The sequence below is a fragment of the Paenibacillus sp. Y412MC10 genome (assembly GCF_000024685.1).
Taxonomy (GTDB): Bacteria; Bacillota; Bacilli; order Paenibacillales; family Paenibacillaceae; genus Paenibacillus_AQ; species Paenibacillus_AQ lautus_A.
This window is the reverse complement of record NC_013406.1, coordinates 1,818,640-1,835,000: the sequence shown is the minus strand read 5'-3', so window position 1 is coordinate 1,835,000 and position 16,361 is coordinate 1,818,640. Positions and strand designations below refer to the sequence as shown.

Sequence of the window (16,361 nt, the reverse complement as noted above, 5' to 3'; positions counted from 1 at the left end):
CCTGATCCAAGGATTGTCGCGCTTGGTTTTACCAGAAGATTGCGGCTTGCGCGATTTCTTGGCTGCCGGTCCTGTTTTGGCTTGCTGACGATGGACTTTGGCTTTCGGCTTGTTATTCTCTTCAATGCCGGCCTCTCCGGATATGGATGGCCCCGTACCGTTTTCAAATTCACTGCTAACCGTCACATTGCTTTGCTTTGCTTCGAAAGGAGCTGCAGCATTGAATTCGGAATCGATCGGCTGATCATTTTGTCGATCATTCCAGTTCGGTTCATATGGATTTACAAATGAAGGATAGGCTCCATGTGTTCCCATAGGTGCAGACGGAGAGCCGTATGCCCCGGCATTGTAGTTCATTCCCTCCTGCCACGGCTGATACGATGCCCCCATGTCAGGCGCGTACGGATGATGCCCATGTTGTGGGTACCCGAAATGCGGCATGTGATGGTGCGACCCCATTTCTCCCCCGTGGCATCCGCAAGGAGACGGAACATAACCATATGTCATTGCTGTATGATGATGCTCGGGATATGGATGGTAGTCGGAAACCATATTCCCTGTATAAGATTCCGTGATTGAGAACTGGGAATATTCCATGCTCATCGGCTGTTCAGAAAGACCCGGATATCCTGAAACTGTACTTCCCCAGCCTTCATTGTAGGAAACCGGCATCGCTTCCTGCGGCATGTTGTGATACGGATGGACGGCATTGCCATAATCGGCGCCCGGCCATTTCATAGGCTCATGACACCCGCAGGGACCTTCATGAAGACCGAATGGAGGCATTGCAAATGCGGGTGCCTCTTTAAAAGGAAACTCCGGACACGGATGAGGCATCATCTGCATCGGCATCTGGGCAAAAGGCGGACATGGTTCGGCTATGGGATGAACAGGATGCGGTAACGGCATGGTTTTGACAGGATACGTATACTCCGGCTCCATAGATTTATATGGAGATATGAATTCGGGTTTAAACTCTGGTTTAAACTCTGGCTTGAACTCCGGTTTGTATTCTGGTTTGAATTCTGGTTTAAACTCTGGCATGATTACGGGCATTTTAAATTCCGGCATCACTTCCGGTTTTTTCACCTCTGGCATAATCTCTGGTTTCTTGCTTTCCGGCATGATGATCGGCTTCTTGATTTCAGGTAATATCTCCGGTTTGTATTCCGGCTCCATTTTCTTAGGCTCCTCGGGGAAAGGCGAAATCTCCGGAAGCTTCGGCAGAATCGGCGGCTCAGGCTCCTTAACCTCAGGAACGACCGGAGGCTGCTCGATCGGCGCTGTTATTTCTTCCTTAACTCCGGTGTAATCCTTGCTGCCGGGTTTCTTCTTGCCTGCAGCTGCACCGCTGCCACTGCTCATGGAAACCCCGTCATCAACGCCGGACTCCATAGAACCGCCAGATGAAGGGATGTTGACGACTTCCCCCACCAGCAGGGCATTCGGATTTTTAAGCTGGGGATTGGCATTGATGATTTCCTTCAGAGTGACTCCCCATGCCTTGGACAGTTTCCAGAGGGAGTCTCCCTGCTTTACCGTATGCTTATGGATAATGGGTTGGCTGCCGTCAGGGACCTGAACGGGCTCGGTCGGAACTTTGATCTTGGCACCGACATCGAGCTTATTCGGATCCACCAGCTGTGGATTGGCATCGATGATTTTCGCTAAAGGTACGTCGTATTTTTTGGACAGCTCATATAGGGTGTCGCCTTCCTTGACGATGTGTATCTTCACGCCGCTAAAACCTCCTACACTCTTCTAGGCGTCATGTAATTCGCCCGCTTTCGTTACTACATCCTATGCACGGAATAGGCGATTGACATCCCTCTGGGCAAAAAAAATCCTTTCATCGACATGAAAGGATGGTTTAAGTCGTTTATTTAGTTGTCCTGAAACCCTAGGATTCCCATACTTTATAACCGTCTTGATCCACAATTTTGCGGAATTCCTCCAGCAATTGCAGCGTAACGGGACCAGCCTGGCCTTTTCCGATGATCCGTCCGTCAATTTCGCGGGCCGCAATGACCTCAGCAGCCGTGCCCGTAAAAAATACTTCGTCCGCAATATATACGTCATGCATGCTGAACGGCTCTTCCTTCAGTTTAATGCCGAGTTTCTCGCATAAATCGATAATGGCCTGGCGCGTAATGCCTTCGAGTGCGCCAAGATAGCACGGAGGCGTAGTGACCACGCCGTTTTTGACGATGAAAATGTTGTCCCCGGAGCCTTCCGTCACATATCCCTGCGCGTTCATCATAATAGCCTCATCCGCTCCCGCAAAGTTGGATTGGATCTTCACGAGGATATTGTTCAAATAGTTCAAGGATTTGATTTTCGGGTTAAGCGCATCCGGTATGTTACGCCGCTGGGCAACGGAGACGGCCTTCAGGCCATTGAGATAAGCTTCTTCAGAATAAATCGCCAGCTGCTCCACAATGATCAACACGGTCGGTTTAGGGCAGCGGCGCGGATCCAGCCCCAAGTTGCCGGCACCGCGGGATACCACGATACGGATATACCCATTCCGCATGTCATTGCGTCGAATGGTCTCGGCCATAGCCTCCAGCAGTTCTTCATATGCCAGGGGGATGACTAAATCGATGGACTTGGCGGAATCATACAGCCGGTCCAAGTGCTCTTTGCACTTAAAGATGTTGCCGTTATATATTCGAATGCCTTCGAATATGCCGTCTCCGTACAGAAACCCATGGTCAAAAACAGATACTTTAGCATTCTCTTTCGTGACATATTCTCCATCTAAATAGATCCATTGCTCCGACATTTACTTAACCTCCATTTTCTCACTCTCATAGGCATAGCCCGGATAAGAGCCCAGCACTCGAACCAGACATCCCAGCGCTTCAATCTCTCCCATGGCGGCAACCAACAGAACGGAATCCGCTGCGGCCATCACATCGATATAAAAATAGTAATTACCGAGCTTCTTCTTCGTTGGACGGGATTCGATCCGCGACAGGTTCAGGCGACGCCACGCAAAAGCGGAAAGCACCTGATGCAGCGCTCCCGGCACGTCTTCTGGAAGCGTTACGAGAATGCTGGTCTTGATATGTTCCGGCGAACGGTTGACCAATATCGGCTCGCGTCCGATCAGCACAAACCGTGTGTAATTGTTATCATGGTCGGTAATACGCTCAGCAAGCACGTTTAATTCGTGGGTGGCCGCGCCTAGCGAAGTGCCGATTGCCGCCCATCCCCGGCCGGGATTCTCCTTTACGATCTTAACCCCTTCGGAGGTGCTGCCCACTTGCTCCAACTCAGCCTGCGGTGCAGCCTTCGCTAGGAACTGACGGCACTGGGCTGTCGCAACTTGGTGGGACCAGATCTTTTTGATCTGACTGTAATCCATCGTTCCGTCACTTGAACGGAATTCGGCAGCATTACCGATCAGGTTCTGGATGGAGGGATAGACCCACTCCACCTGCATCGGCAGATCCACCTCATTGACCAGCCAATCCATATGAAGGCTTACGGAGCCTTCAATGGTGTTCTCGATCGGGATCACGCTGTAATCGCTTTTTCCTTCTACTGTTGACATAAATACATCAGAGATCAGTTTATGGTGGACAAATTCCACCGGCTCACCATTTAGGAGATAAAGTATCGCTTCATGAGATACCGATCCTGAGGGCAACAAGGCTATTTTTTTCATGCGGTAACTTCCCCTCTAATCATATCCGAAAAGGATCTATTATTAATATCATCCAAGAGCTGGACGCCTTCCGCAACTGGATTCAATGGGTAGCACGAAGACAGGATTCCTTCCGCCTTCATCGTCTCCGTGAGATACGTGCCCAATTCTTCTGCACGCGGTTCGTTCCGGTCCACCAGCGCAATCATCGTCGGACCCGCTCCGCTCAGCGCGATGCCGAGTGCTCCGTGATCAGGCGCTTCGGCCAAAATCTTGGACATCCCCGGTACAAGCGGCGCACGATATGGCTGATGAATCCGGTCTTTCATCGCGGCACGAATCAAGTCCAGTCTGCCTGCCGAAAGAGCAGCGGTCATTAAGGAGGACCGACTAATATTATATACAGCATCCGCTAAACTGACCTGGGCGGGCAGCGCTTCCCTTGCTTTGGATGTCGCCAGCTCGAAATCGGGAATCACCACGAGCGTTCCAAGGTCCGCCGGAGGTTCAATGCGCATATAATCCGCATGGGATCCATCCCATACGGCCGCAATGATTCCTCCAAATAAAGAAGCCCCCACATTATCAGGATGCTTCTCAAGATTCGTCGCCATATCAAAAAGCTTGGAATCCGGCAGTGGTGACCCGATTAGAGCGTTGGCTGCAGCCAGCGCGCCTACGATCGCCGATGCGCTGCTGCCAAGGCCGCGGGTAAGCGGAATTTCGGAATACATGGAAATCTCGAGATCAGGAACTGCCTGTCCCACTTCTTCAAAAACCATTTGAGCCACCTTATAGATCAGGTTGCTCTTATCGGTCGGCAGACCGCCCATCTCATCGCCATGAAGATGGAACACGGTCTTCTCCGACGCTTTCATCTCGATCCAGGAATACAGGGACAATGCCATGCCGAGCGTATCGAATCCGGGTCCCAAATTAGCCGTGCTGGCCGGAACCTTCACCCGGACGCCTTGGGACAAACTCATACCCGCGCAGCTCCTTCAAGCTTAGCGATGGCATCCATTACGGCCGATTCCGTATCCGATACGACGAGCGGTTCGGCGTTCACGGTAGAAATCGCGATATTCGGATCTTTCAGCCCATGTCCTGTCAGCACACAGACAACGGATTCCCCACCTTTAAAATATCCCTCTCGCTTCATTTTATAAACGCCTGCGATGGAGGCGGCCGATCCTGGCTCGGCAAAAATCCCCTCGCGCGATGCGATTTTGCGGTATGCTTCCAAGATTTCCTCGTCCGTAACGTAGTTAATTTGTCCACCGGATTCCTCAGCGGCGGCAACCGCGGTTTTCCAGCTGGCCGGGTTCCCGATGCGGATGGCCGTCGCTACCGTTTCCGGATTCGGAATAGGCTCACCCTTGACGATAGCCATGGCGCCTTCCGCCTCGAACCCAAGCATCTTCGGCAGGGAAGCGGATTTGCCCGCTGCGTGGTATTCTTTAAATCCTTTCCAGTAAGCGGAGATGTTCCCCGCATTGCCGACCGGAATGGCCAGTACGTCCGGAGCTTTGCCCAACTGGTCAACGACTTCGAATGCAGCCGTCTTCTGGCCTTCGATTCGATAAGGATTCACGGAGTTTACCAGCGAAATCGGATGCTTGGCCGTGATCTCGCGAACGATTTCCAGCGCGCGGTCAAAGTTCCCTTCAATCGCGATCACCTTCGCTCCGTAAATCATCGCCTGCGCGAGCTTGCCCAGCGCGATATTGTTGTTCGGAATGATCACGATGCAGTTTAATCCGCCGCGAGCGGCATAAGCAGCAGCCGCAGCCGATGTATTGCCCGTCGAAGCGCACATGATGGTACGGCTTCCTTCTTCCATTGCTTTCGCGACGGCCATGACCATCCCGCGGTCTTTGAATGAACCTGTCGGGTTCAGCCCTTCGAATTTGAAATGCAAATCGATTCCGAGCTCTTCGGATAGATTCACGGCTTTGATGAGCGGGGTATTCCCTTCCTTAAGCGTTAGCAGCGGGGTACGCTCATTTACCGGCAAATATTCTCTGTAGGTTTGCAGCAATCCTTCATACGGCATCTCTCATGTTCTCCTTTTCTTATGAAAAAATTATATATGTTGATTTAATGGATTCTAATCCTTATCCTTCAACGCGGTAAACACTTTTGATTCGGCGTATGACTTCCAGGCCTTCAAAGTGATTCAGCACTTCGTCCATGCTGGCTTTGCTCGCATTGTGCGTAACGATGATTATCTCTGCGTCCGGGTTGTGCTCGTTCGGCTGCTGAACAACGGACTCCAAGCTGACGTTATATTGAGCGAACACCTGCGTAATTTGCGCCAGCACTCCTGCTTTATCGTCCACATGAAGCAGGATGAAATTCTTGTACATGATCTGCTCATCGGTTTTTAGCTTCTTCGGTTTATAAGGAACGATGGCTTTCAGACCGTTAACGCCAAGCTTCAGATTCTTGATGACCGCCACCAGGTCTGCCACAACGGATGTCGCGGTTGGCATCTCGCCCGCGCCCGCTCCGTAGAACATCGTTTCGCCGACGGCCTCCCCGTATACATACACCGCGTTAAATACGCCGTTCACGGCGGCGATGGGATGACCTTTGCGAACCATCGTCGGCTGGACGCTGATGCTGAATTCATCGTCCTGACGCTCCGCGATACCGAGAAGTTTCATCTCGTAGCCCAGACGTTTGGCATAAGCGATATCATCTTTCGTAACCTGCGAAATGCCCTTGACGGATACATCCTGGAGCTCAACGTTCGTGCGGAAGCCGAGGGTACCGAGTATTGCCATTTTGCGGGCCGCGTCCAAGCCTTCCACATCGGATGTCGGATCGGCTTCCGCGTACCCCAGCTCCTGAGCTTCTGCCAGGACATCCTCATAGGAGGCGCCTTCCTGGCTCATCTTGGTCAAGATAAAGTTGGTCGTACCGTTCACGATCCCCATGATTTTCATGATACGATCCGACGAGAAGCCTTCAATCAGCGTGCGGATAATGGGAATGCCGCCGGCAACGCTTGCCTCGTAGAACACGTCGCACTGCTTCTCTTGCGCCTTGGCCAATATTTCGGCACCGTGCAGAGCCATCAGATCCTTATTGGCGGTTACGATGTGCTTGCCGCGCTCAAGCGCTTCGAGGATGTAGGTTTTCGTCTGCTCGATCCCGCCCATTACTTCAACGATGACATCAATCTCGGGATCGCGAATGACCGCCCAGGGATCTTCCGTTAATTTACTCTGATCCACATTGACGCTGCGGTACTTCTCCAAATGTTTGACGGCGATGCGCTCGATCGTAATCGGCGAACCGACCTGACTGCTCAAATCCTCCTGATGCCCCTCAACGATGCGGACAACGCCTGTTCCTACGGTTCCTAATCCCAAAAGCCCTACTTTGACCGGTTTCATTAATACACTACCTCCTGTATCCCATCACATAGATATCTATTTATTCGTCGTTTCTACCCTAACCTTGCCCTATCATCTGCACTCTTCTGACTCCGGCTATCCGCCTCAATCCGTCAAGCAGATCATCCAGCTCCTCATTCAGCCGGGAAACTTCGACGGAAATAACGACATTCGCGATTCCTTGCAGCGGGATGCTCTGATGAATGGTCAGCACGTTCCCGCCTTCACCCGCTACCAGCCCCAGCACCTCGGATAGCATGCCCGAGCGATGTTCCATATCGATGGAAATCGTTACGATTTCATCACGTTCCAATTGATTGATAGGGTGGATGCCGTCCTTGTACTTGTAAAAAGCACTGCGGCTAAGCCCTACCTGCTCGACGGCTTCATGAACCGTCCTCACGTCTCCCGACGCCAGCAGTTTTTTCACTTGCATCGTTTTAACTACAGCCTCGGGAAGGATGTCTTCCCGGACCAGATAGTAGCGTTCCTTCACAAACGTCCTCTCCTCAAAGACTACTGTATTCGTATAGTGGACATTATACTGGATATACCCCGTAAGGGCAATACATAAGTGACCCATTTTTAGCGAACCCGATATTTCCGGGTCAACCCTATAGCCTATACTATATCGCAATTCGAAACGGAACTCATAGGTATTCACGTCAAATTTGCAAATGATGCGTTAAAAAACAGCCCCCGGTATTCCGGAGACTGCCGATAACTTCAAGCTAACTGGTGTATCTCATGGTCAAGCCGCAGTACTCGCACTCTTTTTCCTCATGCCGTGAAATCACGGTTCTTGCGCCGCAGCCGGAACATGCCACAGACTTCGATTCCGTCTTCGTTTGAGATTCAACGGGTTTTACCGGCTCTCTATGCAGCGAACGGATCACCAGCGCGCCATCCTCAATCCTCCCGGCAGGAAGCATGCGCTCCTTCAACATATAGTTCAAATCCCGGATCACATGGGCCGGACTTTGATTCGCAACGATCGCGATATGCTCGATGTAAATTAACCGCCGCTGCAAGACAGCCTCCCTGTAAATTCCGAGCAGCTTCCAGAATTTTTTGTCTAAGAAGTCGGCAGCAACCAGCAAAAACAACGCGGGGATCAATATACACAACGCCATCGCTAAATTATCGTTTAAGAACTGCTCGCTGGTTTCGCTCGTCACTAAATTGATTACCAGGATAACAATATAAGTGCCGAACAATACCCATCCGATCAATCTAAGGTTCCTTCCCTGATAACTGTGATGCTGCTGCGTGGGCAGAATACGAAACGCAGCGATAATCAAAGCTAATGGAAAAAACACATACGTCAGTCCAATAATAAAATAATCGAATGAGGTAAATTGCGATTTAAAAGGCTTTACCGGAACGCTCATACGAAGTTCTCCCCAGTCTCTTCTCTTTTAAATGGTACATCCGACGTGCTATGCCACAATCACGGTACCGCAATACTCGCATTCCTTCCCCTCCACATGCGTTACGACCGTTCTTGCTCCGCAGCCAGGGCATTCCACGGATTTAGGCGCCGGATCGGACGCAGGTTCGGTTCGGGATATGGGGGCCGGGCCTGCAGTCGTATCTCCCATTGAATACTGCACGTGCTGCCCACTGCGAGAAACGAATTCGCCACGGAATGGTTCGGACTTTCTGTGCAAGGACGGGATGAGAACAACTCCGTTGTCGAGCTTTCCGTTAGGCAGCATACGCTCTTCAAACATGAACGTGATATCCCGGATCACGTGTGCAGGCGATTGTCTCGCCTCACGGGCAATGTGTTCGACCTGAACGAGCCCTCGATGCAGGATGGCATTCGAATAGAATTGCAGCAAGCTGCCGAATTTCTTGTCTTCCTTATTGGCGATCACCAGCATGATCATGGCTGGAACCAGAATGATGACGCCCCAAACGACGGTGGCCGAATAGAGGCTTTCGATATCTTTGTCATCAATCGTCGCAAAAATCATGAGCAATTCTATGATTCCATAGGTAATGGCAAGCACCCAGCCGAAAAGGCGGTTGTTCCTTCCCTTACAACGGTTGTGGCGATGGGTGACAAGCACCCGCACGGCTGCCAGCACGATGGCCAGCGGGAAAAAAAGCACGGCCAGCGCGATGATCGAATAATCCATTTTCGTGAACTTAAGTTTAAAACGCTTCGGATTAGAAGCTCCCATATGCTATCCCCTCTATCATCTGCATTAGGTTGATCCCGCCTTTGCCTTCAGAAGCACCGTATTGCGATCCTGCACCGTTCGGAGAATATCGCGGATGATAGGAACGGTTTGCTCTGCCAGTTCCTTGCGCTGTTCAGCTTGCGCCTCGCCGATCAATGTTACTTGGTCCTCCAGCATCGCAATTTTTTGCTGAATCAACTGCTCCTCTTCATATAAGGAGGTATGTGATATGGGATCACTATAACGCAGCGTCTCTTCAAGCTCGGCGATCTGCCGTTCCAACGACGGCATGTTCTCTCCCGGCAGTTCGCTTAGCTTTCTGCGAATCTCCCCGATCCAGGCTACAGTCTCTCTCTTGACCGCGAGATGATCGCTTTCCTTCCGCTCCTGTGCGCCTGCATATTTTGCCGCCAGGAATACGAGCCCAAGAACAACGAAAAATCCAGAAAACGTAATCAGATGAATCATGAAATACGAGGATACAGGCAGCTTAAATAAGTATCCCAGCAAAATAACCTCCAGCACAACGGACACCGTATAGATACCAATTATGATGCCGGAAGCAATATAAAATGGGGTGCCTGACGAAGCTGCCTTCCCCCTGCCGATGACAACACCGATAAATAGGAGAACGGCCGCTTCGGCGCATCCAACGGCAATTCCCGATATCCAAGAACTCGGCTGGAACATCCCGCCGATCCATCCAAACAAGAGGATCGTAACCAACGGAAGCGCAATGGCTGCCAGCCATGCCCCGTTTCGATCCTTGGTTCTTGTATTCACCTGATTCCCCCGCTTTCGCTTCACATCAATTTATGACCGCACTCCATGCAAAACTTCTGGCCCGGTTTGATCTCATGATCGCACCCTGGACATGTAAGCGCGTGACTCGACCCGCAGTGCGGGCAAAACTTGGCTTCGGCATCCACCAATTCTCCACATGCCCGGCAAGGCATCGGCAGCGGTGCACCGCAATCCGGACATTCGGCTGCGCCTGCCGGGTGATCATGTCCGCACTTCGGGCATGCATGGTAAGGGTCGCCGCAGTGAAGGCAGAACTTTGCATTCGGAGCCAGGGGCTGCCCGCAATCGTTGCACAGGATGGCTTTCGCCGGCGCTTCCTCGGCCTGAGTCTGAAACGATTGGCCGCAGCCCGAACAGAACCGCGCTTCTTCCCCGTTCAGCATTCCGCATTTTGTGCATGCCTTCTGCTCGATTTGCAAATCGTTCTTCTCTTGAGGTTTGGCATGGTCAAACATATGCCGGGCGGTCTCATACATCGGACCGACCATTCCGAGTCCCATGCCCAGCCCCGTTCCCATGACCGCTGCCGGGCTTCCGGGATTCTTCGCCGCTCCCTCAAGCGTATTAAAGGTTCTTTCCTGATGGTAGGTATAACCGATGATATCCATCTCCGCTTTTTTTGCCAACGCTTCCTTGATTCGGACAGCTGCAGGATCATGCTCCGGTATGTTGATGGAATCCACATAAAAATTCAGCAGGGTAATCCCCATCTCTTCAAATGAAGGCGCAATCGCTTCCATGATGTGTTTGGATATTTCCGCTATGTAAGCATTGATTTCCACAACGCTGATTTTTTTCCGAACGATATAGGAGGATATGATTTCCGTAATGTTGGACATCAGCACGCCGCGGTAATATTTGACCAGCGTTCCCTGATCAAAGGTTGGCAGGGTACCGACCATGGTTCCCAGAAACTTTCGCGGATCGCTGATTTGAACGCCGAATTGGCCAAAGGCTCGGAGCGATACGATGATGTTGTATTTCGGATCCTGCAGCTGGATCGGTGAGCTGGTCCCCCATTTCACGTCCAGCGAACGAAGTTTGTTCACAAACCAGACTTCTGCCGTAAAGGGAGACTTCCCTCCGAATGGAAGATTGATGACATTGGATAAAATCGGGATGTTTGCCGTACTCAGCGTATGCCGCCCTGCCGGGAAAGAGTCCAGTGCCTGACCGCCCTTGTACAGGATCGCCTCCTGCGTCTCATGAACAATGAGCTGGGTCCAGGTGCCTAACTCCTGATTCGGATAACGCCAGGCAAACACATCCGGCGGGCCTTCGTATTTTACGACTTCAATAATAGCCATAGTTCTACTCTCCTTTTTGCGCCGTTCCTTCCATCCTGAGATCTATGGAAAAGGTACTATTGTACTACTATTGTATACGATTTATCCGATAAGTGGATGCAAAATTTGGAAAGCGTGATCCGGCATTTCGAGCCAGACTCACAGCCAATGGAATATACGGCTGCGCGCTTCATTCATGATTTATGGGAAACACCTTCCTTCACGCAAAAAAATACCGCCAAGCCTGCTGTAGACAGACCTTGCGGTATTTTTGTTATACATATATTCATCTGAACATCAATAGTAACTGCTGCCTTCGACAAATTCGAATTCGAAATCGCCGATCCGTACGATGGTGCCTTCCGTCGCGCCCCGTTTCCGCAGCTCTTCATCAATGCCCATGTGACGCATCGTTCTGGCAAGCTTCAGGATCGCATCATGCGAATTCATCTGCATCCGTTTCAGCATTCGCTCAATTCGCTCACTGTGCACCACATACATTTCATTATCTCTGGTGACGGTGAAGGAATTGTCGTTCTGCGCTTTGAATTTATACACCTTGCGCTCGGAAACTTCGGATACTTCTTCAATCGCCGGCTCATCCGGAATGCTCTCCAGCACATCGATCGTGCGATAAAGAAGTTCCTGGATCCCCTGACGGGTCAGCGAGGAGATCGGCATCACCTCGATGTCAGGGCGAATCTCCTTCACCTTCTCTTTGAAGGCCGCTAAGTACTCCTCTGCTTCCGGCATATCCATTTTATTGGCGGCTACGATTTGCGGCCGTTCGATCAAAACCGGGTTATAGAGCCTAATCTCATCGTTGATTTTTTGCCAATCCTCGAACGGATCCCGTCCTTCCGTGCCTGCCATATCCACGACGTGGATAATGACGCGGGTTCGTTCCACGTGCCGGAGGAATTCGTGGCCAAGTCCCACGCCTTCATGGGCACCCTCAATCAGGCCAGGCAGGTCAGCCATGACGAAATTGCGCCCGTCCCCGACCTCAACCATGCCCAAATTCGGCGTGATGGTCGTGAAATGGTATGCCCCGATCTTCGGCTGAGCCGCGGATACAACAGACAACAGGGTGGATTTGCCTACGCTCGGGAATCCGACGAGACCTACATCAGCCATCACTTTAAGTTCCATGGTTACGTAGCGCTCTTCGCCTTCTTCTCCATTCTCGGCAAGCTCGGGCGCCGGATTGTTCGGCGTGGCAAAGCGGATGTTTCCGCGGCCCCCGCGGCCGCCTCTGGCAACAACAACCTGTTGACCGTGACGGGTCAAATCGCCAATCACTTCACCGGTATCGTCATCCGTTAAGATGGTACCCGGCGGGATACGGACAATCATGCTCTCCGCATTGGCCCCATGCTGGCTTTTATTGCGGCCCTTTTCCCCGCGCTTGGCCTTGAAATGCTTCTGGTAACGGAAATCCATCAACGTGCGCAGTCCTTCATCCACCCGGAAAATCACGTCGCCGCCCTTACCGCCGTCGCCGCCGGCAGGTCCGCCTTCAGGAACGTATTTCTCACGGCGAAACGCAATGAGCCCATCGCCGCCGTCGCCGCCTTTTACATATACTTTTGCCTTATCTACAAACATGAAATCACCTTCCTCAAGTCACAAACGGCAGATACAAGCGGTACGAGGTTTCCCCCGGCTCCGTCTGCTCCACCCGAATGCCTTCGCCTTTTACGGATTGTTCAATCTGAAGCTTCAAGCCCTCCGGGTCTCCAAAGGAACCTTCTCCTAGAGCCCATACGATCAGCTCTTGCTCCTGCTGCATAAATGTTAATGTTAACTGCCGGGTATCCCCCCATGACGCCGTTCCGCTCAATTGAAAGGCTCTCACCGTTTGAATGATCGCTTCGGTAAAAGACTCTGCCGTTTGTGGCGATACTTTGTCTTCCAGCTGTACCTGGTCCACCACTTCAACGCAGAGCTGCAGATTGCTGCTGTACGTTCGGTATGAATGTAAATAAAAAACCAATGAAGGAATGCCAAGCTTGGAGATCCTGCTCTCCGTCGCCATCCTGTCCTTTATTCTTTCCACAGAACCCACGGTTTTATCAAGCTTCCCCAGTTGAATGTAGCCGTACAAAATTTGAAGCTCATTCATCCAATCATGACGATGGTGATTCAACATTTGAATCGCCGTCTGCTCCATATTCCGAATGATGGCTTGCTGCCTGCGCTCGTCCGATTTACGGACAAGCCATGCTCCGCAGGCAGACGCGGCGACAGCCCAAGCCGTCAACACTGCTCCTGCAGCCAAAGATGGCTTCCATACCACCCATGCCACCGGTATTACGGAGGTTAACCCCGCCACAGCTGCTATCCATTTCCAGGATTTCATCGCTTCTCCTCGTCTTTCAACAGCAATTGGTTACATTCACCAAATCCCAGTATATCATAGACTTTCAGGACGGTTCATCCCCCTGGATGATCATTCTTTGCGCAATTTACAAAAAAAGAAGCCCCGGCAACGATGCCGAAAGGCTTCTTCTGTATGCAGCATAAGAAACGATTAAGCTTCAACTGCAGCCGCTACTGGAGCGACATCAACCGGGTAGACGCTCACTTTCTTGCGATCACGACCCCAACGTTCAAATTTCACAACGCCGTCCACTTTCGCAAACAAAGTATCGTCTTTACCGATACCCACGTTCGTGCCTGGATGAATTTTCGTTCCGCGTTGACGAACCAAGATGCTGCCGCCAGTCACTGCTTGACCGTCTGCACGTTTCACGCCAAGACGTTTCGATTCGCTGTCACGACCGTTCTTTGTGGAACCTACACCTTTTTTCGATGCGAATAACTGAAGATCCAATTTCAACATGTTGTCTACCTCCTTCTTCAAGTAGTCAATTCTTGTATTCTTATATACTTGCCGTACGAATCGGCAATTCCCTGTAACATAACAACCATGGATTCGAGAAGCAGTTGAACTTGGCCGGAGACGGAATCATCTGCCGTAGGCGGAAGATTTGCGCTAAGAAAGCCGCCCTTCATCCGGGTCTCCATAACGGTTCCGGTTAACGCTTCAATAGAATTCACCGTTCCCACTGTAATGCTGGAAACTCCAGCACATACAATATCTTCCCCTGGATCGGCATATCCCGCGTGCCCCGTTACCTTGAAGCTATGGATCCGTCCATCTTCCCCGCGCAGTACTTGTACAGTAATCAATTACCGCACCTTCTTACGCTTGGATTTTCTCGATGGTTACTTTAGTGTAAGGTTGACGATGACCTTGCTTCTTGTGGTAGTTCTTCTTCGGCTTGTATTTGTATACAACGACCTTACGGCCTTTACCGTGCTTCTCTACCTTTGCAGTTACAGTCGCACCGGAAACAACCGGAGTTCCTGCTACCAATCCGTCCTCTTTGGAAACGGCCAGTACACGGTCGAAAGTCACGCTCTCGCCGTCACCTGCAGTCAGCTTCTCGATGAACAATACGTCGCCCTCTTGAACTTTGTATTGTTTACCGCCTGTTTCGATAATAGCGTACATTTGCTTGCACCTCCCTATGTCTCAGACTCGCCTGGTATAAAGGTGTCCGTCCCAAAAAGAACGTTCTTGTGAACCCAACCGGAGCGGTTACAGCATGTGCAGCAACCTATCACTAGACACATACCCAATGATAATATCATATTCCCCGTTCACCGTCAACATCATTCTTCGATAACCACGCCCCGGCCTCCGCAGGTTCCGCAAGGCTTGGCAAAGGGGAGAGACGAGCTTTCCCGGGCTTTTTTGCGGGTCATTTCCAGCAGTCCCAGCTTGGTCCAGCCGACCACAAAGCTCTTCGTGCGGTCTTTGCGCATAACGGCCTCCATGACAGAAACCACCTGCTGCCGGTGCTCTTCATGATCCATATCGATGAAATCCACGATAATAATGCCCCCGATATCCCAGAGGCGAAGAATCCTTGCGATCTGCTGCGCAGCCAGAAGATTCGTCTTCAGTACCGTTTCCTCGAAATTATCCCCGCCGATATATTTGGCTGTGTTCACGTCGATGATCGTCATGGCTTCGGTTTGGTCTACGACGATGGTCACGCCCTCGGGAAGCGTGATTTTCCTTGCGAAGCTGGCTCTCATCTGCTCGTCCAACCCGTACGCTTGAAAAATCGGGCCTCCTTCCGAGTAATATGTAACCTTAGGCTCCATTCCCGGAACGGTTTCCTTCAAATAACTCTTGGTTTCCTCGCCTTTCTGCTTGCTGTCGATCACAAGCTCGTCATGCAGCGGATCAAAGGCATCGCGCAGAAACCGCTGCAGTAGGCCTAAATCGCGATGCAGCAGCGCCGGAACGGGCGCAGATTCCGCCTTGTCGAGAATCCGGGCCCACTCTTTTCGCAAATACTCCAGATCTCCCTTTATGAATTCCAGGGGCTCGTCCTCCGACACCGTTCGGATGATGATTCCCTCTTCATCTGTGCGAAGCTGCTCGCCGATGCTCTTCAGCCGGGCCCTTTCCGCATCGCGTCCGATTTTCTTGGAGACGGCAACATAGTCCGCAGTCGGCATATACACCATGCATCTGCCCGGAAGCGAAAAATGCGTCGTCACCCTCGCTCCCTTGCCGCCTCTGGGTTCCTTCATGACCTGCACGATCAATTCCTGCCCCGCCGTCAGCAGCTGCGAAATCGAAGGCTTCTGCTTGGGCTGCTTCTCTAAATGCGGATGGAGCACATCATCGATATATAAAAACGCGTTCTTTTTCAGCCCGATATCTACAAAAGCCGCCTGCATCCCCGGCAGCACGTTCACGACCCTGCCTTTATAAAAGCTTCCGACAACACTTTGCTCACGACTCCGCTCAACGGCGAATTCGGCTAACCTCCCATCTTCGATGAGGGCCATCTGAATGGTCTCATGTTCACAATGAACTATCATTTGCCTCATGGCTTCACCTCTCAAATGGAAGACGATATTCTATTGTTTTATCCTAACACAATCTCAGATGACATGAATGGATAAAGAATCTTGGCCCGCCCCCCCGTCTTCCTCATGA

17 protein-coding genes (1 of these 17 running past the window's edge) are annotated in these 16,361 nt (G+C 51.4%); all 17 read right to left on the bottom strand.

Going from position 1 to position 16,361, the window contains the following annotated elements:
• Window positions 1-1,737, bottom strand: partial view of a LysM peptidoglycan-binding domain-containing protein gene (locus tag GYMC10_RS07745; RefSeq protein ID WP_015734031.1) — the 5' portion only. Its footprint begins 6 nt before the window's first position; only the first 1,737 of its 1,743 coding nucleotides appear in the window; its start codon is at window positions 1,735-1,737; its stop codon lies beyond the left edge, outside the window.
• Between the two features lie 163 nt (window positions 1,738-1,900).
• Entirely contained in the window at window positions 1,901-2,785 is an 885-nt protein-coding gene (gene ilvE / locus GYMC10_RS07740) for a branched-chain-amino-acid transaminase (RefSeq protein ID WP_015734030.1), read from the bottom strand.
• A complete protein-coding gene (pheA, locus tag GYMC10_RS07735; RefSeq protein WP_009594007.1) occupies window positions 2,786-3,673 on the bottom strand; it encodes a prephenate dehydratase in 888 nt (295 codons plus the stop codon).
• Window positions 3,670-4,638, bottom strand: a complete 969-nt coding sequence (gene thrB, locus GYMC10_RS07730; RefSeq protein ID WP_015734029.1) for a homoserine kinase — start codon at window positions 4,636-4,638, stop codon at window positions 3,670-3,672. Before thrB ends, pheA begins: the two co-directional genes overlap by 4 nt.
• Entirely contained in the window at window positions 4,635-5,708 is a 1,074-nt protein-coding gene (gene thrC / locus GYMC10_RS07725) for a threonine synthase (RefSeq protein ID WP_015734028.1), read from the bottom strand. Before thrC ends, thrB begins: the two co-directional genes overlap by 4 nt.
• A 61-nt stretch (window positions 5,709-5,769) precedes the next feature.
• Entirely contained in the window at window positions 5,770-7,056 is a 1,287-nt protein-coding gene (locus GYMC10_RS07720; RefSeq protein ID WP_015734027.1) for a homoserine dehydrogenase, read from the bottom strand.
• 58 nt (window positions 7,057-7,114) lie between these two features.
• Window positions 7,115-7,552 (bottom strand): ACT domain-containing protein, encoded by a 438-nt coding sequence (locus GYMC10_RS07715; RefSeq protein ID WP_009594028.1) that lies wholly within the window; start codon window positions 7,550-7,552, stop codon window positions 7,115-7,117.
• 235 nt (window positions 7,553-7,787) lie between these two features.
• Window positions 7,788-8,447: a hypothetical protein gene (locus tag GYMC10_RS07710; RefSeq protein ID WP_015734025.1), complete on the bottom strand. Its 660-nt coding sequence runs from the start codon at window positions 8,445-8,447 to the stop codon at window positions 7,788-7,790.
• Window positions 8,448-8,495: 48 nt separating this feature from the next.
• Window positions 8,496-9,245 carry a hypothetical protein gene (locus tag GYMC10_RS07705; RefSeq protein ID WP_015734024.1) on the bottom strand — a complete coding sequence of 250 codons (750 nt, stop codon included), beginning with the start codon at window positions 9,243-9,245 and terminating at the stop codon, window positions 8,496-8,498.
• A 24-nt stretch (window positions 9,246-9,269) separates the two neighbouring features.
• Window positions 9,270-10,028, bottom strand: a complete 759-nt coding sequence (locus tag GYMC10_RS07700; RefSeq protein WP_036662712.1) for a FlxA-like family protein — start codon at window positions 10,026-10,028, stop codon at window positions 9,270-9,272.
• A gap of 20 nt (window positions 10,029-10,048) precedes the next feature.
• On the bottom strand, window positions 10,049-11,356 hold the full coding sequence (locus tag GYMC10_RS07695; RefSeq protein ID WP_015734022.1) for an SPFH domain-containing protein: 1,308 nt from the start codon (window positions 11,354-11,356) through the stop codon (window positions 10,049-10,051).
• A 276-nt stretch (window positions 11,357-11,632) separates the two neighbouring features.
• Window positions 11,633-12,943 (bottom strand): GTPase ObgE, encoded by a 1,311-nt coding sequence (obgE, locus tag GYMC10_RS07690; protein WP_009594013.1) that lies wholly within the window; start codon window positions 12,941-12,943, stop codon window positions 11,633-11,635.
• 13 nt (window positions 12,944-12,956) lie between these two features.
• The gene (locus GYMC10_RS32900; RefSeq protein WP_235201772.1) at window positions 12,957-13,697 is read right to left on the bottom strand and encodes a Spo0B domain-containing protein; all 741 of its coding nucleotides are present in this window, start codon (window positions 13,695-13,697) and stop codon (window positions 12,957-12,959) included.
• Between the two features lie 171 nt (window positions 13,698-13,868).
• On the bottom strand, window positions 13,869-14,180 hold the full coding sequence (gene rpmA, locus GYMC10_RS07680) for a 50S ribosomal protein L27 (protein ID WP_015734021.1): 312 nt from the start codon (window positions 14,178-14,180) through the stop codon (window positions 13,869-13,871).
• A 17-nt stretch (window positions 14,181-14,197) separates the two neighbouring features.
• A complete protein-coding gene (locus tag GYMC10_RS07675) occupies window positions 14,198-14,530 on the bottom strand; it encodes a ribosomal-processing cysteine protease Prp (RefSeq protein WP_015734020.1) in 333 nt (110 codons plus the stop codon).
• A 13-nt stretch (window positions 14,531-14,543) separates the two neighbouring features.
• On the bottom strand, window positions 14,544-14,855 hold the full coding sequence (gene rplU, locus GYMC10_RS07670; protein WP_006208810.1) for a 50S ribosomal protein L21: 312 nt from the start codon (window positions 14,853-14,855) through the stop codon (window positions 14,544-14,546).
• A 161-nt stretch (window positions 14,856-15,016) separates the two neighbouring features.
• Window positions 15,017-16,252, bottom strand: coding sequence for an Rne/Rng family ribonuclease (locus GYMC10_RS07665; protein ID WP_015734019.1), 1,236 nt, complete (start codon window positions 16,250-16,252; stop codon window positions 15,017-15,019).
• Window positions 16,253-16,361: the final 109 nt, after the last annotated feature.

Excerpts from the sequence above, each read along its gene's own strand:
- ilvE (WP_015734030.1), bottom strand. The coding sequence starts at position 2,785 with ATGTCGGAGCAATGGATCTATTTAGATGGAGAATATGTCACGAAAGAG.
- pheA (WP_009594007.1), bottom strand. The coding sequence starts at position 3,673 with ATGAAAAAAATAGCCTTGTTGCCCTCAGGATCGGTATCTCATGAAGCG.
- thrB (WP_015734029.1), bottom strand. The coding sequence starts at position 4,638 with ATGAGTTTGTCCCAAGGCGTCCGGGTGAAGGTTCCGGCCAGCACGGCT.
- thrC (WP_015734028.1), bottom strand. The coding sequence starts at position 5,708 with ATGCCGTATGAAGGATTGCTGCAAACCTACAGAGAATATTTGCCGGTA.
- GYMC10_RS07720 (WP_015734027.1), bottom strand. The coding sequence starts at position 7,056 with ATGAAACCGGTCAAAGTAGGGCTTTTGGGATTAGGAACCGTAGGAACA.
- GYMC10_RS07710 (WP_015734025.1), bottom strand. The coding sequence starts at position 8,447 with ATGAGCGTTCCGGTAAAGCCTTTTAAATCGCAATTTACCTCATTCGAT.
- GYMC10_RS07705 (WP_015734024.1), bottom strand. The coding sequence starts at position 9,245 with ATGGGAGCTTCTAATCCGAAGCGTTTTAAACTTAAGTTCACGAAAATG.
- GYMC10_RS07695 (WP_015734022.1), bottom strand. The coding sequence starts at position 11,356 with ATGGCTATTATTGAAGTCGTAAAATACGAAGGCCCGCCGGATGTGTTT.
- obgE (WP_009594013.1), bottom strand. The coding sequence starts at position 12,943 with ATGTTTGTAGATAAGGCAAAAGTATATGTAAAAGGCGGCGACGGCGGC.
- GYMC10_RS32900 (WP_235201772.1), bottom strand. The coding sequence starts at position 13,697 with ATGAAATCCTGGAAATGGATAGCAGCTGTGGCGGGGTTAACCTCCGTA.
- rpmA (WP_015734021.1), bottom strand. The coding sequence starts at position 14,180 with ATGTTGAAATTGGATCTTCAGTTATTCGCATCGAAAAAAGGTGTAGGT.
- rplU (WP_006208810.1), bottom strand. The coding sequence starts at position 14,855 with ATGTACGCTATTATCGAAACAGGCGGTAAACAATACAAAGTTCAAGAG.
- GYMC10_RS07665 (WP_015734019.1), bottom strand. The coding sequence starts at position 16,252 with ATGAGGCAAATGATAGTTCATTGTGAACATGAGACCATTCAGATGGCC.